Here is a 22024-nt window from a genome sequence, read left to right on the forward strand (position 1 = left end):
ATGCCGGACGGCGACACTAGAAGCGATCATTCGAAGACCTCAAGCAATCTGCCTGCGGTGGTTCACGACGGCGAGGTCATGCGCCCGACGTCGGAGACCTGGCTGACCCGCGCGATCCGCTCGCTGTTCGGCTGGAAGCCGGGCTCGGTGCGTGCCGACCTGCAAGTCGTGCTCGACGCCTCCGCGCCGGACGAGACCGGCTTCTCCACCATCGAGCGCACGATGTTGCGCAATATTTTGGGGCTCAACGAGCGCCGCATCGCCGACGTCATGGTGCATCGCGCCGATATTATCGCGGTGAAGCAGGATATCTCGCTCGGCGAATTGATGGGCCTGTTCGAGAGCGCGGCGCATTCGCGCCTGGTCGTATTCAACGAAACCCTCGACGATCCCGTCGGCATCGTTCATATCCGCGACCTGCTGGCATATATGACCGTGAAGGCGCGCAACGTCGTGCCGTCGACAGCCAAGAAGAAGAAAGTGTTTCCCGCGGGCCTCGACCTGCGTTCGGTCGATCTGGCGCAGACCGTCGTTGACACCGGCATCATCCGCAAGCTGCTCTACGTGCCGCCATCGATGCGCGCCATCGATCTGCTCGCGCAGATGCAGGCAGCACGCATCCATCTCGCACTCGTTGTCGACGAATATGGCGGCACCGACGGCCTCGTCTCTATCGAGGACATCGTCGAACAGATCGTCGGCGAGATCGATGACGAACACGACAGCGACGAGCCGCCATCCATTGTCAGGCAGGGCGACAGCTTCATCGCCGATGCACGCGCCAGCCTCGATGACGTGCGCGCCATGATCGGTGAAGAATTCGAGACCGGCGAAGACGGCGAGGAAGTCGAAACGCTCGGCGGCTATCTCGTCACCCATGTCGGCCGTTTGCCGGTGCGCGGCGAAGTGATTTCCGGCCCTGGTAATTTCGAGATCGAAGTGCTCGATGCCGATCCGCGCCGCGTCAAGCGATTGCGCGTCGGCCCCCGCAAGGAGCGGCCTGCGCCGCGCACCCGCGAACCGCGCCGCCGCGATACGACGTCAGACACCGGCGCAGCACCGTCCAATGACAATGTGAATACGCCTCCATCAGGCGACAGCGCGGGAACGCCGTGACATCACGTAGCCTGCGCTCGGTCGCACTCAGCATCATTCTCGCTTGGGGTTGGAAGCGCGCAGGCATCGCGCTGCTGGCCGGCGCGGTATCGTCGCTGGCGATGGCGCCGTTCAACGCCTGGCCGGTGCTGTTCATCACGTTCCCCGTCGTCGTCTGGCTGATCGATGGCGCCGCCGCCGGCAAGATGCGCGGCATTCCCGCGGCCGCCATGGCGGGCTGGTGGTTCGGTTTCGGCTATTTCGTGCCGGGCCTATACTGGATCGGCTACGCTTTCCTCGTCGACGCGCAGACCTTCGCATGGCTGTTGCCCGCCGCGATCTGCGGCCTGCCCGCCTATCTCGCGCTGTTCACCGCGGTCGGTTTCGCGCTGGCACGCCTGCTCTGGACCAAGGATGCCAGCCGCATCTTCGCGCTCGCCGCCAGCCTGACGATCGGCGAATGGCTGCGCGGCCACGTGCTGACGGGCTTTCCCTGGAATGCGTTCGGCTATGCACTCACCGAACCGCTCGCGCTGGCGCAGAGCGCATCGCTGGTCGGCCTCTGGGGACTGACATTTATCGCTGTGGCGATCTTTGCATCGCCTGCGGTGCTGATCGACGGACGCTCGCGCACGCAGCGGCCGTGGCTGGCGCCGGCGCTTGCGCTGGTGCTGCTCGTCGTGATGGGCGCCTATGGCATGGCCCGGCTGTCACGCACCCCGACGCAGCTCGTCGCCAATGTGAAGCTGCGCATCATGCAGCCGAACCTGTCGCAAGACACGCGCTTCAACTATTCCGCCAAGGCGGATGTCATGAGCAGATATCTTGCGCTATCGGACCGCGCGACCGGTCCGCAGAATTCAGGCGTCGGCGCAGCCAATATTCTGATCTGGCCGGAATCGGCATTCCCGTTCTTCCTGTCGCGCGAACCCGATGCGATGGCGCAGATCGCCAATCTGCTGCCGAAGGGCACCGTGCTGGTCACCGGCGCCGTGCGCCCGCCGGATGCGCCGCTCGGCGCGCGCATCACGCAGGCCTATAATTCCATTTACGTGATCGACCATGACGGCAGCATCCTGTCGACCTACGACAAACTTCATCTGGTGCCGTTCGGCGAGTATCTGCCGTTCCAGAGCTTCATGGAGAAGATCGGCTTCCAGCAATTGACCAAAGTCCATGGCGGCTTCATTCCCGGCTCCCGTCGCAAGCCGATGGATATTCCCGGCGCGCCGCGCATGCTGCCGCTGATCTGCTACGAGGCAGTTTTCCCGGACGATATCACCACGCGCAACGATCGGCCGGGCTGGATCGTCAATCTCACCAATGATGGCTGGTTCGGCATTTCCACGGGCCCCTATCAGCACCTGCAGCAAAGCCGCGTCCGCGCCATCGAGGAAGGCCTGCCGCTGGTTCGCGCTGCGAACACCGGCATTTCCGTCGTGGTCGACCCTGTCGGCCGCCTGATCGCGCGGCTCGATCTCGGTGTCGAAGGCGTGCTGGATTCGGGATTACCAGCGGCCATTTCGCCGACGGTCTACTCGAAAATCGGCGATATTCCCGCCGCGATGTTTGTCGCGCTCGCGATCATTTTCGCCGTTCGGCGGCGTACGCCAGTACGCCACTAGCTTGATACTTGAAGCATTTGATATAGCTTGCAAGCTAGCTTTCGCCGCCTACCGAACAACCCTCTCGATGTGATTGCTTTTTAAGCTAGCTTTGTAAGCTTTATTTCTCACCTATTGAGAAATAAAGGTGCAGTGGCTTAAATTTTCCGCTTAGGAAAATTTGCGCGGTTGTTATAATCCACTAGGATACCTTTGGTTACAACCGAAGCCGCCCTAAATGACGGATTGCCACGCATGATCCGTCTCCCTTGATGTGATCCAGGAGTAATTGAGATGTCGACGAAAGCGCCCAATCCTGTTGACAAATATGTCGGCAGCCGTGTGCGCATGCGGCGCATTATGCTCGGCATGAGTCAGGAAAAGCTGGGCGAAGCCCTCGGTCTGACGTTTCAGCAAGTTCAGAAATACGAGAAGGGCACCAACCGCGTCGGCGCCAGCCGGCTGCAGCAGATTTCGGAAATTCTGCAGGTCCCCGTCTCGTTCCTGTTCGAAGGCGGCCCCGGTGCGATCCATAACGGCGAAGGCTTCGCTGAAGCGTCCTCGCCTGCCTATGTCTCCGACTTCCTAGCCACCTCCGAAGGCCTCGCTCTGACCCGCGCCTTCACGCGCATCACCGATGCCAAGCTCCGCCGCAGCATCGTCGACCTGGTCGAACAGATCGCTTCGCGCGAAGCCCCGGATCAGCGCTAAAATCACGGTAGTTTCAACGGAAATTCGTCATCGCGCCTGATGGCGCCGATGGCGTTTCGGCTGTATCACTCGCGCGCGATGACCACAGCCAATTCCAATCATAACGATCACGATGCCCCCGCTGATGCGGGTGCGTCCACGCCTGCCGAGAGCAGCCATTACACCGGCTCGTTCTTCGGACGCCGCAAGGGCCACAAGCTGCGCGACCATCAAGCCGACCTGATGGCGACGCTGCTGCCGGCGCTCACCGTCGACATCGCACATCCCGCACCTGACGATATCCGCACGCTGTTCGGCACTGATGTCGAGACCGTGCGTCTGGAGATCGGCTTCGGCGGCGGCGAGCATCTGGTCGCGGAAGCGCTGGCGCGTCCCGACATCGGCTTCATCGGCTGCGAGCCCTATATCAACGGCATGGCGAAAATTCTGACGCAGATCGAGGCGCAGAACATCGGCAATATCCGCCTCGTCGCCGGCGACGCCGCCGAACTTCTCACATGGGCACCGGCACAATCGCTGTCACGCATCGACCTGATCCATCCGGATCCGTGGCCGAAGAAGCGTCACTGGAAGCGCCGCTTCGTGCAGGACGCAACACTGGCTGCGATGGCGCGCGTGCTGAAGCCGTCAGGCGAATTTCGTTTCGTGCATGACATTCCGGATTACGTCGCGTGGACACTCTGGCATGTGTCGCGATCGCCGGATTTCACCTGGACTGCAGAGCGCGCCGATGACTGGCGTCTGCCATGGCCGAACTACACCATGACGCGCTACGGCCGCAAAGCCACGCGCGAGGGCCGCATCGCGGCCTATCTCATCTTCAAACTGATCTCGTAAGATAAGCGGCGAGCGTAAGCGCTTCGCCTCACAGCATGTTCGGAAGCACACGATCCGGCGGCTTGTGATTGTCGAGGAAGGCACGGATGTTGATGATGACTTTCTCGCCCATCTCGACACGGCCTTCGATCGTCGCCGAGCCCATATGCGGCAACAATACCACCTTGCCGGCGCGCGCGAGCCGCACCAGCTTCGGACTCACCGCGGGCTCATGTTCGAACACGTCGAGCGCGGCACCGGCAATGTCGCCCGACTCGATCAGCTTGATCATCGTCTCTTCGTCGATCACCTCGCCGCGCGCGGTGTTGACGATGTAGGCGTCCTTGCGGATCAGCTTGAGGCGGCGTGCTGACAGCAGATGAAACGTCGCCGGCGTATGCGGACAGTTCACCGAGATGATGTCCATGCGCGCCAGCATCTGGTCGAGCGAGTCCCAATAGGTCGCACCGAGTTCTTCGGCGATCTTCGGCGCGACGGGTTTGCGGTTGTGATAGTGGATCTGTAGCCCGAAAGCGCGGGCGCGGCGCGCCACAGCCTGGCCGATGCGGCCCATGCCGATGATACCGAGCCGCTTGCCCCCTAACCGCTTGCCCAGCATCCAGGTCGGCGACCAGCCTTGCCAGTCCTTGCCTTCGGTCAGGATCGAGGCACCCTCGATCAGCCGGCGCGGCACTGCGAGGATCATCGACATGGTCATGTCGGCGGTGTCTTCAGTGAGCACTTTCGGCGTATTGGTGACGGTGATGCCGCGGGCGTGGGCCGCGGTGACGTCAATATTGTCGACGCCGTTACCAAAATTGGCGATCAGCCGGAGCTTGCAGTCGGGGTGCTCGAGCAGCTCTTTGGTGATTTCGTCGGTGACCGTCGGCACCAGCACATCGGCGGTGCGGGTCGCTTCAGCGAGTTGCTCGGGCGTCAGCGGCGTGTCGTCGAGATTGATGTGCGCATCGAACAGTTCGCGCATGCGGGTCTCGATTGAGTCCGGCAGCTTGCGCGTGACGATGACGAGAGGCTTTTTCTTGACCGACATGTCCTGCTCACTCGCGCTTTGGCTAATCCGTTCAGTCCGCATTAACCCGGTTGTTCGAAACTGCCGCAGCCGCGAATTCACCGTTTCCTCGGGTTCCCCGACACCCTTTTTGGTGCCTTGGCCTTCGGTCCTCTCTAGCAGAAGACCAAGCCAAAACAAGAACCCAACAGGCGCGTGCGGCGCGGCGGCACTTGCGTTCTTTGGATTGGGTTGAGGTGGGGTTGATGGCGTTCCGGCGATTTGCGTGTGCGATGTTGGCGATGGGTACTCTGATCGCGGCAGCAATCGATCCGGCTCTCGCTGCCAAGGACACGCCGCTGGGCGCCAGCGGCCTGCCGGTGCCGCGCTACGTCAGCCTCAAGTCGGATCACGTTAATGTCCGCGCCGGCCCCACCAAGGACAACGATGTCGCCTGGGTCTATACTCGCTCCGGCCTGCCGGTAGAGATCACCGCCGAATACGAGAACTGGCGCCGCGTTCGTGATTCCGAGGGCGCCGAGGGCTGGGTCTATCACTCGCTGCTGTCCGGCCGCCGCACCGCGGTCGTGACCATGAAATCCAAGGACGAACTCGCCTCGATCTACGACAATCCGGATGCGACCAGCGCCGTCGCAGCGCGGTTACAGGCGGGTGTCGTGGCGCAGGTAAAGCGCTGCAACAACGGCTGGTGCCGGGTGATCGGCAACGGCTTTGATGGCTGGATCGAACAGCAACGACTATGGGGCGTCTACGCCGACGAGAAGGTGAACTGAGCACATCCCGCATCGGGAGCCTGGCCTGCGCCGGCGCAGTGGTCGCCATGGCAGCGCTGCCATGGTCCGGCCCGGCTCGTGCGCAATCCGCCACTGAAACGTGCCTGGCTGTGGATCAGCGGCTGTCTGGTGATGCGACCCTTCCGCGCACCGTGGCTGCGCTCAAAACCGGTGGCCCGCTCAAGATCGTCGCCATGGGCTCGTCCTCGACGCTCGGCCTGTGGCAATCCGACCCCGCCAAAACCTATCCCGGCATGCTGCAGAGCGAGCTGCAACACCTGAAGCCGGGACTGCGGCTGGAGGTCATCAATAGTGGGCGGAACGCCGACACTATCCCCGGCAATATCGCCCGCTTCGACCGCGATGTGCTGGCGCATCGCCCGGATCTCGTGATTTGGCAGATCGGCACCAATGACGTGACCTGGCTGCAAAGCGCTGACAGCCTGACCGGCAGGATCGTCGAGGGCATCCGCCTGCTGAAGGCTGACGGCGCCGACGTGATCCTGATGGATCAGCAATACGCGCCGGTCATTCTCGCATCGCAATATTCCAAGATGCAGGCGAGCATAGCTGACGCCGCCCGGCAGGAACGCGTACCGCTGTTCTCACGCTTCGAGCTGATGCGCCGTGCAGTAGACGCAGGGCTCTCCATGGGAGCGCTGACGGCCTGGGACGGACTACACAATTCCGCAGCCGGCTACGAATGCACCGGTCGCTCCCTCGCCCGCGCGATCGTGGCGACAACTGCAGCTGGCGAGCAAACACCGCCGAAAACGGTTCGGCGGCGCAAATAACTTCAGAATTTGGATAAAGCCGTTAGCGCTTTTTGCGCAGACGAACGACCATGTCGATGCGGCTGATCTCGAAGCCCTCGGGGACTTCCGGCATCTTGGTCAGCACGAGGTTCTGGTCCGGAATATCGACCAGCTCGTGGTTGTTCTCGAGATAGTAGTGGTGATGCGAGGTCACATTGGTATCGAAATAGGTCTTCGTACCATCGACGCTGACCTGACGAAGCAGGCCGGAATCCGTGAGCTGATTGAGCGTGTTGTAAACGGTCGCCAGCGACACCGGCACCTTGGCGAGGGTCGCTTCCTCGTAAAGCATTTCTGCAGTGAGATGACGCGCGCCCTTGCCGAACAGCAGCCAGCCCAGCGCCATGCGCTGACGGGTGGGACGCAGGCCGACCGATTGCAGCATCTCGTTGACGTCATGCCACGGGCAACCAGTCAAAGCCGGCTGGCGGCCATGATTGATTTCCGCAACCGCAGCTGCGTCATCCAGAACTGAAACGCTGTCGCTCATATCCACGTCAGTAATCCTGCCGTTCACACTCAAAAAGAACACTGAATTAGCCTTCTATTATAGAAAGGCGGGGCCTCAGATGCAAGGTTTTCGCAACTAGGAGCCATGCATCAGAAGGGATGCTTCCGCAGTGCATCGCAACATGGTCAATAACCCGCCAATAGCAGGCGATCCGCCGCTTTGCCGCCCAATAAGCCTATGATAGAGAGCGCCCAACCGGGGCAAGTTCCCGCGTTATTTGGAACAATTCTATATGTGGCGACTCCAACCCGGGGTAGCCACCACCATCGATGGACCCAGAAAGCCGGCATGATCCAGGAACAACGCAACAGCTACGCATATGAAGACCTGCTGGCCTGCGGCCGCGGCGAGCTGTTCGGACCAGGCAACGCGCAATTGCCGCTGCCGCCGATGCTGATGTTCGACCGCATCACCGAGATCACGGCTGATGGCGGCGAATTCGGCAAGGGTCTCGTGCGCGCTGAACTCGACGTCAATTCGGACCTCTGGTTCTTTGCCTGCCACTTCAAGGGCGATCCGGTCATGCCGGGCTGCCTCGGCCTGGACGCCATGTGGCAGATGGTCGGGTTCTTTCTGGGCTGGTCGGGCGGCATCGGCCCCGGACGTGCGCTCGGGCTCAGCGAGCTGAAGTTTTCCGGCCAGGTTCTCCCGAACGTCAAAAAGGTCGTGTACACCATCGATATCAAGCGCGTGATGCGTTCAAAATTGTGGTTGGGGATTGCCGACGGCTCGCTTTCGGCCGATGGCGAGATTATCTATCGCGCCAAGGACCTGAAGGTCGGCCTGTTCAAGCAGGAAGCACCTGCCGCATTGCAGCCGGGAACGTGATCTACCGGGTGCCATTCAACGGCGGTCTCCGAGGGGGCGACCGCCAGTTCCACAACAACGTAATTCAAAGGGCGAGGCGATCATGAGGCGGGTTGTCGTCACGGGGATGGGCATTGTCTCATCTATCGGAAACAACACTCAGGAAGTGCTTGCGAGCCTCCATGAGGCAAAGTCGGGCATCACGCGCGCCGACAAATACGCAGAGCTCGGTTTCCGTTCGCAGGTGCAGGGCGCACCGACCATCAATCCGGCCGATGTGATCGACCGCCGCGCGATGCGCTTCCTCGGCGAAGGCGCCGCATGGAATCACATCGCCATGGAACAGGCGATCCAGGACTCCGGTCTCGAAGAGTCGGATATCTCGAACGAGCGCACCGGCATCATCATGGGCTCGGGCGGACCTTCCGCACGCACCATCGTCGAAGCCGCGGACATCACGCGAACGAAGGGTCCGAAGCGCGTTGGTCCGTTCGCGGTGCCGAAGGCGATGTCCTCGACGGCATCCGCCACGCTCGCGACCTGGTTCAAGATCAAGGGCGTGAACTATTCGATCTCTTCGGCCTGCGCGACCTCGAACCACTGCATCGGCAATGCCTATGAGATGATCCAGTGGGGCAAGCAGGACGTCGTATTCGCCGGCGGCTGCGAAGAGCTCGACTGGTCGCTCTCGGTGCTGTTCGACGCCATGGGCGCAATGTCCTCGAAGTATAACGACACCCCATCGACGGCCTCGCGTCCCTATGACGTCAGCCGTGACGGCTTCGTCATCGCCGGCGGCGCCGGCGTGGTCGTGGTCGAAGAACTCGAGCACGCGAAAGCACGCGGCGCCAAGATCTATGGCGAAATCATCGGCTACGGCGCCACCTCGGACGGCTACGACATGGTCGCTCCATCCGGCGAAGGCGCAGAGCGTTGCATGAAGATGGCGCTGGCCACCACCGGCGGCATCAAGATCGACTACATCAACCCGCATGCGACGTCGACGCCTGCCGGCGATCCGCCGGAAATGCAGGCGATCCGCAACGTGTTCGGCACTGGCGAGAAATGCCCGCCAATCTCGGCGACCAAGGCCCTCACCGGCCACTCGCTCGGCGCCACCGGCGTCCAGGAAGCAATCTACTCGCTGCTGATGATGCAGAACGGATTTATCTGCGAGAGCGGCAACATCACCGAACTCGATCCAGTGTTCGCCGACATGCCGATCGTGCGCAAGCGCATCGACAATGTGAAGGTCGGCACCGTGCTGTCGAACTCCTTCGGCTTCGGCGGCACTAACGCCACGCTGGTCTTCAAGCGGATGGATGCATAACGCGATGCCATCACTGATGCAGGGCAAGCGCGGACTGATCATGGGCGTCGCCAATGATCATTCTATCGCGTGGGGAATCGCCAAGGCCCTGCATGCGCAGGGTGCCGAACTGGCTTTCACCTATCAGGGCGATGCACTTGGCAAGCGCGTCAAGCCGCTGGCGGAATCGCTCAATGCCGATCTGATCCTGCCCTGCGACGTCGAGGACATCGCCAGCGTCGATGCGACCTTTGCTGCGATCAAGGAGAAATGGGGCGGGCTGGACTTCCTGGTCCACGCTATCGGCTTCTCCGACAAGAACGAACTCAAGGGGCGCTACGCCGACACCACGCGCGCCAATTTCTCGCGCACCATGGTGATCTCGTGCTTTTCCTTCACCGAAGTCGCCAAGCGTGCTGCAGAGATGATGAAGCCCGGCGGCGCCATGATCACGCTGACTTTCGGCGGATCGACCCGCGTGATGCCAAACTATAATGTCATGGGCGTTGCCAAGGCCGCTCTCGAAGCCTCGGTGCGCTATCTCGCATCTGACTTCGGCCGCCAGGGCATTCGCGTCAACGCGGTATCGGCCGGTCCGGTACGCACGCTGGCCGGCTCGGGCATCGGCGATTCCCGCGCGATGTTCGCATTCCAGCAGAAGCATTCGCCGCTCGGCCGCGGCGTCACACTGGAAGAACTCGGCGGCACTGCGCTGTATCTGCTGTCGGATCTTTCCGGCGGCGTGACCGGCGAAACGCATTTCGTCGACTCCGGCTACAACATCCATCTCGATGCCGCATCCGGATGCGTTGAAGGCAGACGCAAGCGAGTAATTCGCCTTACGTCTTTTCCCCCGATGCAAATTCCATTGCCCGCTGGAAGGCCGGACGAGCGCTGCAACGGTCGAGATAGCGCTCGAACGCCGGGCGCGACGGGACCATCTTGAAATTGCGCACGGCAAAGTTCAGTCCTGAACCGATGGCGATATCGGCGGCAGAGAATTGTGCGCCAAGAATCCATGGACCTTCATCAAGCGCGGCTTCGAGCACATCGAACACGCGCTGCGCATCGCCCCAGCCCGCGGCCACCGGATTCAGCTCCATCTTGGTCGCGATCTGTGCGATCGCCGGTTCGATACAGCCCGGCGCAAAGAACAGCCAATAGAGATATTTCGCGCGATGAGAATCGCCGAGCGGGGGCGCCAGCTTCGCCTCGGGGTAGCGTTCGGCCACATAAGCGCAGATTGCCGCAGCCTCGGCCATGGTGGCGTCGCCATCCTGCAGAGCCGGCACCTTGCCCATCGGATTGACGGCGAGGAATTCCAGCGTGCGCTGCGCACCGGTGGAGATATCGGTCAGCACGCGCTCATAGGCGACGCCGGTTTCCTCCATCAGCCAAAGCGCCGTGAATGAGCGCGAGCGCGGCGACCAGTAGAGTTTCATCATCTGGAGATCCTCCGGAGAAACATTTTGCCATTTGTGCGGGGATTCGGAGAAAGCTGCAAGACGCAGAGCGCTCAGACTCTTTGAAACTCTCATCGCCGCGAAAGCGGGATCCAGTAACCGGCAGTGTCAGTGATGACAGTTGAGTATGACGCGGCGCGACAAGAAAAAGCCCCCGCGACATAGTCGCAGGGGCTTTCATATTCACGATGGCGGGCCGAGGTTACTCAGCCGCCTGCAGTATCGGCCTCTCGACGAGATCGAAACGATCCGCGTTCATCACCTTGACCCAAGCCTTGACGAAGTCCTTCACGAACTTCTGCTTGGCGTCGGTGCTTGCATAGACCTCCGCGAAGGCACGCAGCTGCGAGTGCGAACCGAAGACCAGATCGGCGCGTGTACCGGTCCACTTGACTTCGCCGCTCTTGCGATCACGTCCCTCGTACACGTTGTTCGAGCCATCGACTGCCTTCCACTCCGTGCTCATGTCGAGCAGGTTGATGAAGAAGTCGTTGGTCAACGTCTCCGGTGTCTTGGTGAAGACACCGCGCACGGACTGCCCGGAATTCGCACCAAGTACTCGCAAGCCGCCGACGAGAACCGTCATTTCCGGAGCAGTCAGCGTCAGCAATTGCGCGCGATCCACCAAAGATACTTCGCCCGGTACGGCAGACGTGCCCTTGAGGTAGTTACGGAAGCCGTCCGCGACCGGTTCCATCACCTCGAAGGATTCCACATCGGTTTGCGCCTGCGAGGCGTCGCCGCGCCCCGGAGAGAACGAAACGGTCACATCCAGGCCAGCATCCTTCGCGGCTTTCTCGACCGCCGCGCTGCCGCCGAGGACGATCAGGTCGGCAAGCGAAACCTGCTTGTCACCAGATTGCGCCGCGTTGAACTCCTTCCGGATTCCATCGAGCACCTGCAACACCTTGGCTAGCTGAGCCGGCTGGTTGACCTCCCAGTCCTTCTGGGGGGCCAGACGGATACGCGCGCCGTTGGCACCGCCACGCTTGTCGCCACCACGGAAGGTGGAGGCCGAAGCCCAGGCCGTGCTGACCAATTCGGACACGGTCAGGCCCGATGCCAGCAGCTTGGCCTTGAGCGCAGAGACGTCGGTGTCGTCGATCACCGGATAGTCAACCGCAGGGATCGGATCCTGCCAGATCAACTCTTCCTTGGGCACTTCCGGACCGAGATAACGCACGCGCGGACCCATGTCGCGATGAGTCAGCTTGAACCAGGCCCGAGCAAAAGCTTCAGCGAAGGCCTGCGGATTCTGCAGGAAGCGGCGTGAGATTTTCTCATAGGCCGGGTCCAGACGCAGGGACAGATCCGTCGTGAGCATGGTCGGCTTGTGCTTCTTCGATGGATCATGCGCGTCGGGGATCACTTCCTCGGCGTCCTTGGCCTCCCACTGGATGGCCCCACCGGGGCTGCGGGTCTGCACCCATTCATACTTGAACAGGTTCTCGAAGAAGAAGTTGCTCCACTGCGCCGGCGTCTGCGTCCAGGTGACCTCAATGCCGCTACCAACGGCGTCTGCACCGGATCCAGTACCGTAGTTGCTCTTCCAGCCCAGGCCCTGCGCTTCCAGGCCGGCAGCTTCGGGCTCCGGACCCTTGTGGGACTCAGGCGCAGCGCCATGGGTCTTACCGAAGGTGTGACCGCCGGCGATCAGCGCCACGGTTTCCTCGTCGTTCATCGCCATGCGCTTGAAGGTCTCGCGGATGAAGCTGGCGGCCGCTACCGGATCGCCGCTGGCACCTGGACCTTCCGGATTCACGTAGATCAGGCCCATTTCCGTGGCACTGAGCGGAGCTTCGAACTTGTCGAGCGACCGGTGGGACAGCCACGTGGATTCGGGACCCCAGTTCACGTCCTGATCAGGCTCCCAGACGTCGGCGCGACCGCCGGCGAAACCGAAGGTGCGAAAACCCATGGTCTCCAGCGCCACGTTGCCGGTCAGGATCAGCAGGTCGGCCCACGAGATCTTGTTGCCGTATTTCTGCTTGATCGGCCACAGGAGGCGGCGTGACTTGTCGATGTTGACGTTGTCCGGCCAAGAATTGAGCGGAGCGAAACGCTGCTGACCGCGACCGCCACCGCCGCGGCCATCGCTGAGCCGATAGGTGCCGGCGGCGTGCCACGACATGCGGATGAACTGCGGACCGTAATGTCCGAAATCAGCCGGCCACCAATCCTGCGAATCGGTCATCAGCTTGCGCAGGTCGTTTTTCAACGCCTCGTAATCAAGCTTCTTGAATTCCTCGGCGTAGTTAAACGCATCGCCCATCGGATCGGACAGCGACGAGTGCTGGTGGAGAATCGACAGGTCTAGCTTGTTCGGCCACCAGTCACGATTGGCCCGGGGAGCGGGGGCATGCGCAACGGGGCACTTGCCGGCGCCATTCTCATTCGTCGTCTCCATCAGTCTCTCCTTCTGGCTGTTTGGAATATGAGCCGTCCCAGGCAACACCGACACACCGGATCGCCACCAAAACCCGCTCAAATTTTCCAAAAGCTGTCTAATTTCAATTATCTGCCGAATTCCTCAGCGAGCCTGGCACTCACCATAGTCGGACTTCGTGACGAGAGATTGGAAGAATTCTTAGATCAGGTCCAGTCGAATTGTCTTCGCTTCCCGATCAGTTTATCTGATGATCCATGATCACGCTTCGCCAGCTCCGCTATCTCGCCGCGCTCGCCAAACACGGCCATTTCGGCCGCGCGGCCGAGGCCTGCAACGTCACCCAGCCTGCGCTGTCGATGCAGATACGCGACCTCGAACGGACGCTGGGCGTCAAGGTGGTGGAGCGCCGGCCCGGCGAGGTGATGCTGACCGATGTCGGGCGCGAAGTGGCGCGGCGCGGCGAGGACGTGCTGGCGGCCTCGCGCGACCTGGTGGACTTTGCGCGGCATCGCGGCGGACTCTTGACCGGGCGGCTGACGCTCGGCGTGATCCCGTCGCTGGCGCCGTATCTGCTGCCGCGGATCCTGCCGGTGCTACAGAAACAGTTTCCGGAATTGCGGCTGGAGCTGCGCGAGACGCAGACCAGGCAACTGGTCGACGATATCAAGTCAGGCGCACTCGATGCCGCGATGCTGGCGCTGCCGCTTGGCGAGCCTGAGATCGATACGGCCAAATTGTTCGACGATCTGTTCCTGCTCGCGGTGCCGGCAGACGATCCCCGCCCGGCCGACAAACGCATCAAGGCGATGGAGATCGACCAGAGCCGACTGATCCTGCTGGAGGACGGCCACTGCCTGCGCGATCAGGCGCTGGCCTTCTGCGCCACCGCAGCGCGCGGCCATCAGTCCGGCGGCAACGGCATGGCCTTCGCTGCGTCCAGCCTCTCCACGGTGATGCAGATGGTCGCCAGCGGCTATGGCGTGACATTGATCCCGCAGATCGCCGCCGATGTCGAACAACGCGACCAGCGCGTCAAATTCCTGCGGTTGGAGAATCCGCAGCCCGGCCGCACCATCGGCCTCGCCTTTCGCCGGACGTCTCCGCGCAAGGCGGACTTCGCCGCATTGGGCGATGTGGTGAAGGACAGCGTTATCGGCTGATCGTGATGGACCGCAAAAGAAAACGCACCGGCGCGGCTGCGCCGATGCGTTTCCGGACGAGCGAAGCGATCGCGCCTAGCTCTTCTGCTTGGCGATGACCTTGTCCTTGATGCCGTCATAGGTCTTCTCGGGCACGATCTTCTTCTGCACGAGTTCGTCCTTGCCCTTATACGGACGGCCTTTGACGATGGCCGCTGAATAGGCCTTGCCGATGCCGGGCAGAGCCTCGAGCGCCTCGACACTCGCCGAGTTGAGATCGAGCAGTTCAGCCTTCGGTGCCGGAGCCATCTTCGATTCGCTGGTAGGCGCCATCTTGGATGTGGCGGCCGGAGCCATCTTGCCGGCGGGAGCAGCAGGCTGCGGCGACTGCGCCATCGACGGCGCGGATGCGAGCAGACCCAGAGTGAGAGCGGCAGCGGTCAAAGTAGCAAATTTGAAATGGCGCATCGTGGTGTCCCTCCAAGGACGGTTAAGTAACGCCATCAAGCTAGCTGCGGATTCATGGCGCCGCCATGGCGCGAAAATGAACCGCAGATAAAAGCTGAAGTTTATTTTGGTAGTTAAGCCGGCTTGCTCATGATGAGGATTGCGCTCAGGACCCTGCCTGCAGTGCCTTGTCGATCTCGACTTTCAGCACGCGCTCGTAGTTCTCCTGCGTGATGCCGCCGACCATCTTGTAGGCGATGCGGCCGTCGCGGCCGACGATGAAGGTTTCGGGCACGCCATAGACACCCCATTCGATCGCGGCGCGGCCGTTGCCGTCGACGCCGACGATGCCGAACGGATTGCCGTAACGACCGAGAAAACGGCGCGCGTTGTCCGGTGCGTCCTTGTAGTTGATGCCGACCAGTTGCAGCCGTTTGTCCTTGCCGAGTTCTGTCAGCAGCGGCGCTTCCTCATGGCACGGCACGCACCACGATGCCCAGACATTGACGAGACTGACCTTGCCCTTGAAGGCTGCGGGATCGAGACCCGGCACCGGCGCGCCGCTATCAGTGAGGCCTTCCAGCGCGGGCAACGCCGTCTGCGGCGCGACACGGCCAATCAATGCGGAGGGAAGTTTCGCAGGGTCGGCGCCGAGTCGAAACCAGAACAGCGCCGCGAGCGCGGCAAAGATCAGCAGAGGCAGTGCGAGCATCCAGCGGCGCTTCGGAGTGGCTTGCGTGGTCATGTGAGATCCGTCGCACCACGACCCGAGCGCCGCGCCACGCCGGAGGATTCCAACTCATGCAGCCGCGCGCGGACGCGACGATGATCGATGGCGATCCACACGATGAGGATCAGCACCACCGCTGCGACCAGCGCGTAGGACGTGACGATGAAAGATGCGTAGGGACCAAGCGCCATCACGGGAGTACCACCGGCTTTGAGGCCTGCAGTATCTGCAGCGCACGCAGGCGGCGCCGCAGGATCTCGTTACGCATAGCCGCGAGATGCAGTGTGATGAACAGCAGCGAGAATGCCACCGCCATCACCAGCAGTGGGATCAGAAACGACTTGTCGAGCGACGAGCCGCCCATCTTCATCACCGACGCAGGCTGATGCAGCGTATTCCACCAATCAACCGAGAACTTGATGATCGGAATATTGATTGCGCCGACCAAGGTCAGCACCGCAGCGGCGCGCGCCGCCCGCGATGGATCTTCGACGGCGCGCCACAGCGCGATCAGGCCGAGATACATCAGAAACAGAATGAGCACCGAAGTCAGTCGGGCGTCCCATTCCCAATAGGTACCCCACATCGGCCGGCCCCACAACGAACCCGTGACCAATGCGAGAAAGGTGAAGGCCGCGCCGATCGGTGCTGCGGATTTGGCGGCGACGTCGGCGAGCGGATGCCGCCACACCAGCGTGCCCAGCGATGCCACGCTCATGACGCCCCAGACGAACATCGACAGCCAGGCATTGGGCACATGGATGAACATGATCTTGACGGTGGCGCCCTGCTGATAGTCATCGGGGGCCATGGCCGACTGATACAAGCCGATCGCAAGCAGAATGCCCGTCGCCATCGCCAGCCACGGCAGGATGCGGGTGGCGAGCGACAGGAACCGGGTTGGATTGGCGAGTTCGGTCAGCGTCATGGCATTTCCAATAGTCGCGGCCCTGTCCGCGATCAATGCAACTTATTCTTGTTCAACATAGCTCGCGACGAGTTGACCCAGGTCAATCCAGTGTCTCAGCCTGTCGTGATCCATCCAACTGTCTCAATCCAGTCCATGCCGCAGGCTCGCCGCCGCCGCGAAAGGCCCGATCACGAGGCTCGCCAGCGATAGCGCGCAGAGGATCGAGAATGGCGTCGAGAATGACAACTGTCCGGCGATGGCCGCATTGGAGGCCGCAACGCCGAAAATCAGCACCGGTATCGATAACGGCAACACCAGCACCGCCAGCAAGAGCCCTCCGCGCTGCAGGGTCACCGCCAGCGCGGCCCCGATCATGCCGGTGAAGGTCAGCGCCGGCGTGCCCGCCAACAGCGTCAGGGCGACCGCCAGCGTCGCCGGTCCGTCGAGATTGAGCAGCAGCCCCAGCACTGGCGTCGCGACGATCAGCGGCACGCCCGCGGCCAGCCAGTGCGCAAGAGCCTTGGCGGCGCAGGCGAGTTCCAGTGGCGTCCGGCTCATCAGAATGAGATCCAGCGAGCCATCGTCGTGATCGGCGGTAAACAACCGGTCCAGCGTCAGCAGGCTCGCGAGCAGCGCCCCGAGCCATAGAATCGCGGGCCCCAGCCGTGCCAGCAACGCTAGATCCGGCCCCAGCGCGAAAGGCATCAGCACGACAACCGTCAGAAAGAACAGCACACCGATCAGCGCCCCGCCGCCGACCCGGACGGCAATACGGATGTCACGGCGAATCAACGCGCCAAGGGCACTCACGCCTCGCCCCCGATGCGCAACTCCCGGGCGGGAATGCCGAGCGGACCATGGGTCGCGGCAATAACCAGTCCGCCCGATGCGAGATGATCCGTCATCAGCCCCGCAAACACTCGCTGGCTGGCGAGATCCAGCGCTGCGGTCGGTTCGTCGAGCAGCCAGATCGGCCGGCGGACGGTCAGGAGACGCGCAATCGACAGCCGGCGACGCTGGCCGGCCGACAAGAAACCCGCGGGCAATGCTGCGGCATGGGAGAGACCTACTGCTGCAATGCACGTGGCTGGATCGGCCGGCGTGCCACCGAGGAAGTCGGCCCAGAAGGTCAGGTTTTCCGTCACCGTCAAAGCCGGCTTCATGGCGTCGCGGTGGCCCAGGTAATGGGCCTGTTCGGCAACGGTCATTTCGCCGTCGCCGCCCTCGAGAGTGATGGAGCCCTCGGCCGGCGCCAGCAGGCCTGCGATCAACCGCAGCAATGAGGTTTTGCCTGCCCCGTTAGGGCCAATGACCGCCACTGCCTTGCCTGCCGTGGCATCGAAATCGAGCCCGGCGAAGACTTCGCGGCCGCCCCGCAGGCATCGTAAATTGCGCCCCGAGAGCCGCATCTTAACCCTTCCATGACCATCTGATTTGGCTCAGAGGTCGCCGCGGCGTTGTTGCATCATTTCGCAGGGCTGCAAACGATTGTCGATATGGCAGCGGTTCTAGAAAGATTCTATAAGTCGGAACTTGATGCAGCACACAATCGGCGCCTGCAAGCAAACCGGCCTTCTCCGCCGACGGTGTCTCGATACCATTTTCCGGGTATCGGTCAACTGAATTGGGACCCCTTCACATGACCTCGCTCGACAGTTTCAAGTGCCAAAAAACCCTCAAGGTGGGCGCTAAAACTTACGTGTACTACAGCCTGCCGCTCGCTGAGAAAAATGGTCTGACAGGCATTTCGAAGCTGCCCTATTCGATGAAGGTCCTGCTCGAGAATCTGCTGCGCAACGAGGACGGCCGCAGCGTCAAGAAGGAAGACATCGTTGCTTTCTCGAAATGGCTGAAGAAGCGCAAGCTCGAGCACGAAATCTCGTTCCGCCCTGCGCGCGTGCTGATGCAGGACTTCACTGGCGTCCCCGCGGTAGTCGATCTTGCGGCCATGCGTAATGCGATGCAGGCGCTGAAGGGCGATCCCAAGAAGATCAACCCGCTGGTCCCGGTCGATCTGGTCATCGACCACTCGGTGATCGTGAACTTCTTCGGTGACAACAAGGCGTTCGGCAAGAACGTCGCCGAAGAGTACAAGCAGAACAAGGAGCGCTACGAGTTCCTGAAGTGGGGCCAGAGCGCGTTCTCGAATTTCTCCGTCGTGCCGCCCGGCACCGGCATCTGCCACCAGGTCAATCTCGAATATCTCGCCCAGACCGTCTGGACGAAGAAGCAGAAGATGACGGTCGGTAAGAAGACCGCCACCTTCGAGGTCGCCTATCCGGACACGCTGGTCGGCACCGACTCGCACACCACCATGGTCAACGGCCTCGCCGTGCTCGGCTGGGGCGTCGGCGGCATCGAGGCGGAAGCCGCGATGCTCGGCCAGCCGCAGTCGATGCTGCTGCCCGACGTGGTCGGCTTCAAGCTGTCGGGCGCACTCAAGGAAGGCGTCACCGCCACCGACCTCGTGCTCACCGTCACCCAGATGCTGCGCAAGCAGGGCGTCGTCGGCAAGTTCGTGGAATTCTACGGCCCCGGCCTCGACGCCATGTCGGTCGCTGACAAGGCGACAATCGGAAATATGGCGCCGGAATATGGCGCGACCTGCGGCTTCTTCCCGGTCGATGCCGCCACCATCGACTATCTGAAAACTTCGGGCCGCAAATCGGCGCGTGTCGCACTGGTTGCCGCTTATGCCAAGGCGCAGGGCCTGTACCGCACCGCCAAGTCGCCCGATCCGGTGTTCACCGAAACGCTGAAGCTCGATCTCGGCGACGTCGTACCCTCGATGGCCGGCCCGAAGCGTCCGGAAGGCCGCGTCGCACTGCCCGCCATCGCCGATGGCTTCTCTGCCGCGCTAACCACCGAATACAAGAAGCCGGATAACCACAACGCGCGCTTCCCCGTCGAGGGCAAGAACTTCGATGTCGGCCATGGCGACGTGGTGATCGCTGCCATCACCTCCTGCACCAACACCTCGAATCCGAGCGTGCTGATCGCCGCCGGCCTGCTGGCACGTAACGCCGTGGCCAAGGGCCTCAAGACCAAGCCGTGGGTGAAGACCTCGCTGGCGCCGGGCTCGCAGGTCGTCGCTGAATATCTCGCCAATTCCGGCTTGCAGCTCGATCTCGACAAGATCGGCTTCAACCTCGTCGGCTTCGGCTGCACCACCTGTATCGGCAATTCCGGCCCGCTGCCGCCGGAGATTTCGAAGTCGATCAACGACAACGGCATCGTTGCCGCAGCGGTTCTTTCGGGCAACCGTAACTTCGAGGGTCGCGTCTCGCCGGACGTGCAGGCAAACTACCTCGCCTCGCCGCCGCTGGTCGTCGCGCACGCACTTGCCGGTACGGTGACCAAGAATCTAGCGGTCGAGCCGATCGGCGAAGGCAAGGATGGCAAGCCGGTGTTCCTGAAAGACATCTGGCCGACCACGAAGGATATCAACGCCTTCATCAAGAAGTACGTGACGTCGACGATCTTCAAGAAGAAGTACGCAAACGTGTTCGACGGCGATGCCAACTGGCGCAAGATCAAGACGGTCGAGAGCGAGACCTACAAGTGGAACATGGGTTCGACCTATGTGCAGAACCCACCCTACTTCGAAGGCATGAAGAAGGAACCGGAGCCGACCACCGACATCATCGACGCGCGCATCCTGGCTCTGTTCGGCGACAAGATCACTACCGACCACATCTCGCCTGCCGGTTCGATCAAGCTCACCTCACCCGCGGGCAAGTATCTGTCGGAGCACCAGGTGCGCCCGGCCGACTTCAACCAGTACGGCACGCGCCGCGGCAACCACGAAGTCATGATGCGCGGCACCTTTGCCAATATCCGCATCAAGAACTTCATGATGCAGGGTGCTGACGGCAACGTGCCGGAAGGCGGCATGACCAAGCACTGGCCCGATGGAGAAGCCATGTCGATCTACGACGCCGCGATGAAGTATCAGGCCGAACAAGTGCCGCTGGTCGTGTTCGGCGGTGCCGAATACGGCAACGGTTCGTCGCGCGACTGGGCTGCGAAGGGCACCCGTCTGCTCGGCGTTCGCGCCGTGATTACCGAAAGCTTCGAACGTATTCATCGATCCAATCTGGTCGGCATGGGCATTCTGCCGCTAACCTTCGAGAACGGCTCATCGTGGAAGAAACTCGGCCTCAAGGGCGACGAGAAGGTCACGATCCGCGGCCTGACCGGCGACATCAAGCCGCGCCAGCAGATGGTGGCGGAAATCGTGTCGGCCGATGGCTCACTCCACAAGGAGACGCTGCTCTGCCGCATCGATACGCTGGACGAGCTCGAATATTACCGCAATGGCGGCATCCTGCATTACGTGCTGCGTCAGCTTGCAGCCTGACGCCCATACGTGGTGTGACGTAGTGCCTCACCGCGAAGTGAGTGGCTAGTGAACAGAAGGCGGCCTATGAAGGGCCGCCTTCTGGCGTTTGAGGGCATGAACGTGTTAGCGACACCAATGTGCGACACCGTCTGTTATGTGTCTCACCTCGAGCGTGGCAAAACCTCATGAAATCCTTTGGCGGCATATCGCAGTGGACCGGCGCGCTCAGCGTGTGCGCCGCCATTGCAGCAAGCGGTAGCGCGCTGGCCCAGCCTAGGGCCGTGGTGGAGCTGTTTACCTCGCAAGGTTGCTCGTCCTGCCCGCCTGCAGACAAGATCATCGGCGACCTCGCCAAAGACCCGTCGGTGATCGCATTGAGCATGCCGATCGACTACTGGGACTACCTGGGCTGGAAGGACACGCTGGCCGACTCGCGTTTCAGCGCGCGGCAGAAGGCCTATTCACAGATGCGCGGCGATCGCGACGTCTACACGCCGCAAGTCGTCGTCAACGGCGCCACTCAGGTGATCGGCAGCGATGCCGATCGTATCCAGGGCGCGATCAGCGAAACCAAGAAAGGCACCGTGATGACGGTGCCGGTGTCGATGTCGGTTTCCGGCAAACACGTCAACGTGTCCGTTGCCGCATCGAGCAATGCGCCGGATACGGCGCATGGCGAAGTCTGGATCTGTTCCGTGTCGAAGGCAGTGCCGATCACGGTCGGGCGCGGCGAGAATCGCGGCAAGCAACTGACCTACTACAATGTCGTCCGGAACTGGCTGAAGGTCGGTGACTGGACCGGCAACGCCGCCAACTGGACGCTGCCGCTGGAGAACATCTCCAGGGATGGTGTCGATGCCGCCGTCGTTTATGTGCAAGACGGCACACGCGACAAGCCCGGCGCGATGCGCGGCGCGGCCTATACGTCGCTGCAGTAAGTCTTCAGATTGATAACTTCGGCTGCTGCTGCACTTACGCGTGGCATGCCCGCACCATTGTGAGCCCTCGGCGAAGACTGGATTGCTTCGTCGCTTCGCCTATCGCAATGACGTTTGATGGTCTCGCAAAAGCATCCACCAAAAAGAAAAGGACCAACTTGCGTTGGCCCAGTGGGGATTAACTTCCTGCGCAGG

21 protein-coding genes and 1 pseudogene are annotated in these 22024 nt (G+C 61.9%); 12 read left to right on the forward strand and 10 right to left on the reverse strand.

The features are described from left to right. The 4 genes from AB8B02_RS24135 (at position 1) to AB8B02_RS24150 (ending at position 4247) form a co-directional block, all read left to right on the forward strand. Positions 1-1116 (forward strand): hemolysin family protein, encoded by a 1116-nt coding sequence (locus AB8B02_RS24135; RefSeq protein ID WP_439060157.1) that lies wholly within the window; start codon positions 1-3, stop codon positions 1114-1116. Then, entirely contained in the window at positions 1113-2720 is a 1608-nt protein-coding gene (gene lnt / locus AB8B02_RS24140; RefSeq protein WP_439065371.1) for an apolipoprotein N-acyltransferase, read from the forward strand. Before AB8B02_RS24135 ends, lnt begins: the two co-directional genes overlap by 4 nt. A gap of 273 nt (positions 2721-2993) precedes the next feature. Then, complete coding sequence (locus AB8B02_RS24145; protein ID WP_068730045.1) at positions 2994-3410, forward strand: helix-turn-helix domain-containing protein; 417 nt, start codon at positions 2994-2996, stop codon at positions 3408-3410. Positions 3411-3488: 78 nt separating this feature from the next. Next, on the forward strand, positions 3489-4247 hold the full coding sequence (locus tag AB8B02_RS24150) for a tRNA (guanine(46)-N(7))-methyltransferase TrmB (RefSeq protein ID WP_439065935.1): 759 nt from the start codon (positions 3489-3491) through the stop codon (positions 4245-4247). A gap of 28 nt (positions 4248-4275) precedes the next feature. On the opposite strand, the gene AB8B02_RS24155 is transcribed toward AB8B02_RS24150, so the two are convergent. Further along, a complete protein-coding gene (locus AB8B02_RS24155) occupies positions 4276-5277 on the reverse strand; it encodes a 2-hydroxyacid dehydrogenase (protein WP_120287607.1) in 1002 nt (333 codons plus the stop codon). A 224-nt stretch (positions 5278-5501) separates the two neighbouring features. On the opposite strand from AB8B02_RS24155, the gene AB8B02_RS24160 reads away from it, so the two are divergent. Beyond that, positions 5502-6029, forward strand: coding sequence for an SH3 domain-containing protein (locus AB8B02_RS24160; protein ID WP_068730049.1), 528 nt, complete (start codon positions 5502-5504; stop codon positions 6027-6029). Positions 6030-6076: 47 nt separating this feature from the next. Next, the gene (locus AB8B02_RS24165) at positions 6077-6823 is read left to right on the forward strand and encodes an SGNH/GDSL hydrolase family protein (RefSeq protein ID WP_439065372.1); all 747 of its coding nucleotides are present in this window, start codon (positions 6077-6079) and stop codon (positions 6821-6823) included. A 22-nt stretch (positions 6824-6845) separates the two neighbouring features. Here AB8B02_RS24165 and irrA read toward each other — a convergent pair whose 3' ends face one another. Then, positions 6846-7334, reverse strand: a complete 489-nt coding sequence (irrA, locus tag AB8B02_RS24170) for an iron response transcriptional regulator IrrA (RefSeq protein WP_089263317.1) — start codon at positions 7332-7334, stop codon at positions 6846-6848. Between the two features lie 309 nt (positions 7335-7643). Between irrA and fabA the strand changes: the two genes are divergently transcribed. From fabA to fabI, 3 genes and pseudogenes are all read left to right on the forward strand, one after another. Further along, the gene (gene fabA / locus AB8B02_RS24175; protein WP_210269351.1) at positions 7644-8183 is read left to right on the forward strand and encodes a bifunctional 3-hydroxydecanoyl-ACP dehydratase/trans-2-decenoyl-ACP isomerase; all 540 of its coding nucleotides are present in this window, start codon (positions 7644-7646) and stop codon (positions 8181-8183) included. An 82-nt stretch (positions 8184-8265) separates the two neighbouring features. Beyond that, positions 8266-9492, forward strand: a complete 1227-nt coding sequence (gene fabB / locus AB8B02_RS24180; RefSeq protein ID WP_068730055.1) for a beta-ketoacyl-ACP synthase I — start codon at positions 8266-8268, stop codon at positions 9490-9492. A 4-nt stretch (positions 9493-9496) separates the two neighbouring features. Beyond that, positions 9497-10304, forward strand: a pseudogene (gene fabI, locus AB8B02_RS24185) (enoyl-ACP reductase FabI). A 6-nt stretch (positions 10305-10310) separates the two neighbouring features. On the opposite strand, the gene AB8B02_RS24190 reads toward fabI, so the two are convergent. After that, positions 10311-10916, reverse strand: a complete 606-nt coding sequence (locus AB8B02_RS24190; RefSeq protein ID WP_089263313.1) for a glutathione S-transferase family protein — start codon at positions 10914-10916, stop codon at positions 10311-10313. Between the two features lie 220 nt (positions 10917-11136). After that, a complete protein-coding gene (katG, locus tag AB8B02_RS24195) occupies positions 11137-13341 on the reverse strand; it encodes a catalase/peroxidase HPI (RefSeq protein WP_439065373.1) in 2205 nt (734 codons plus the stop codon). Positions 13342-13577: 236 nt separating this feature from the next. Here katG and AB8B02_RS24200 point away from each other — a divergent pair, with 236 nt between their 5' ends. Then, complete coding sequence (locus AB8B02_RS24200) at positions 13578-14483, forward strand: LysR substrate-binding domain-containing protein (protein ID WP_093757738.1); 906 nt, start codon at positions 13578-13580, stop codon at positions 14481-14483. Positions 14484-14558: 75 nt separating this feature from the next. Here AB8B02_RS24200 and AB8B02_RS24205 read toward each other — a convergent pair whose 3' ends face one another. The 6 genes from AB8B02_RS24205 to ccmA all read right to left on the reverse strand — a co-directional run bounded on the left by AB8B02_RS24205 (position 14559) and on the right by ccmA (position 17958). After that, on the reverse strand, positions 14559-14930 hold the full coding sequence (locus tag AB8B02_RS24205; RefSeq protein ID WP_439065374.1) for a ComEA family DNA-binding protein: 372 nt from the start codon (positions 14928-14930) through the stop codon (positions 14559-14561). A 145-nt stretch (positions 14931-15075) separates the two neighbouring features. Next, entirely contained in the window at positions 15076-15654 is a 579-nt protein-coding gene (locus AB8B02_RS24210; protein WP_439065375.1) for a DsbE family thiol:disulfide interchange protein, read from the reverse strand. After that, positions 15651-15830: a heme exporter protein CcmD gene (gene ccmD, locus AB8B02_RS24215; RefSeq protein ID WP_068730071.1), complete on the reverse strand. Its 180-nt coding sequence runs from the start codon at positions 15828-15830 to the stop codon at positions 15651-15653. Before ccmD ends, AB8B02_RS24210 begins: the two co-directional genes overlap by 4 nt. After that, positions 15830-16567 (reverse strand): heme ABC transporter permease, encoded by a 738-nt coding sequence (locus AB8B02_RS24220; RefSeq protein ID WP_439065376.1) that lies wholly within the window; start codon positions 16565-16567, stop codon positions 15830-15832. Before AB8B02_RS24220 ends, ccmD begins: the two co-directional genes overlap by 1 nt. A gap of 123 nt (positions 16568-16690) precedes the next feature. Further along, entirely contained in the window at positions 16691-17359 is a 669-nt protein-coding gene (gene ccmB, locus AB8B02_RS24225; protein WP_089263299.1) for a heme exporter protein CcmB, read from the reverse strand. Then, positions 17356-17958: a heme ABC exporter ATP-binding protein CcmA gene (gene ccmA / locus AB8B02_RS24230; RefSeq protein WP_309941749.1), complete on the reverse strand. Its 603-nt coding sequence runs from the start codon at positions 17956-17958 to the stop codon at positions 17356-17358. Before ccmA ends, ccmB begins: the two co-directional genes overlap by 4 nt. A 230-nt stretch (positions 17959-18188) precedes the next feature. On the opposite strand from ccmA, the gene acnA reads away from it, so the two are divergent. After that, complete coding sequence (gene acnA / locus AB8B02_RS24235; protein ID WP_120287614.1) at positions 18189-20909, forward strand: aconitate hydratase AcnA; 2721 nt, start codon at positions 18189-18191, stop codon at positions 20907-20909. Between the two features lie 167 nt (positions 20910-21076). Beyond that, a complete protein-coding gene (locus tag AB8B02_RS24240) occupies positions 21077-21829 on the forward strand; it encodes a DUF1223 domain-containing protein (RefSeq protein WP_089263293.1) in 753 nt (250 codons plus the stop codon). The last annotated feature ends 195 nt before the right edge of the window (positions 21830-22024 follow it).

The organism is Tardiphaga sp. 862_B3_N4_1, from assembly GCF_051811085.1.
Lineage (GTDB): Bacteria > Pseudomonadota > Alphaproteobacteria > Rhizobiales > Xanthobacteraceae > Tardiphaga > Tardiphaga robiniae.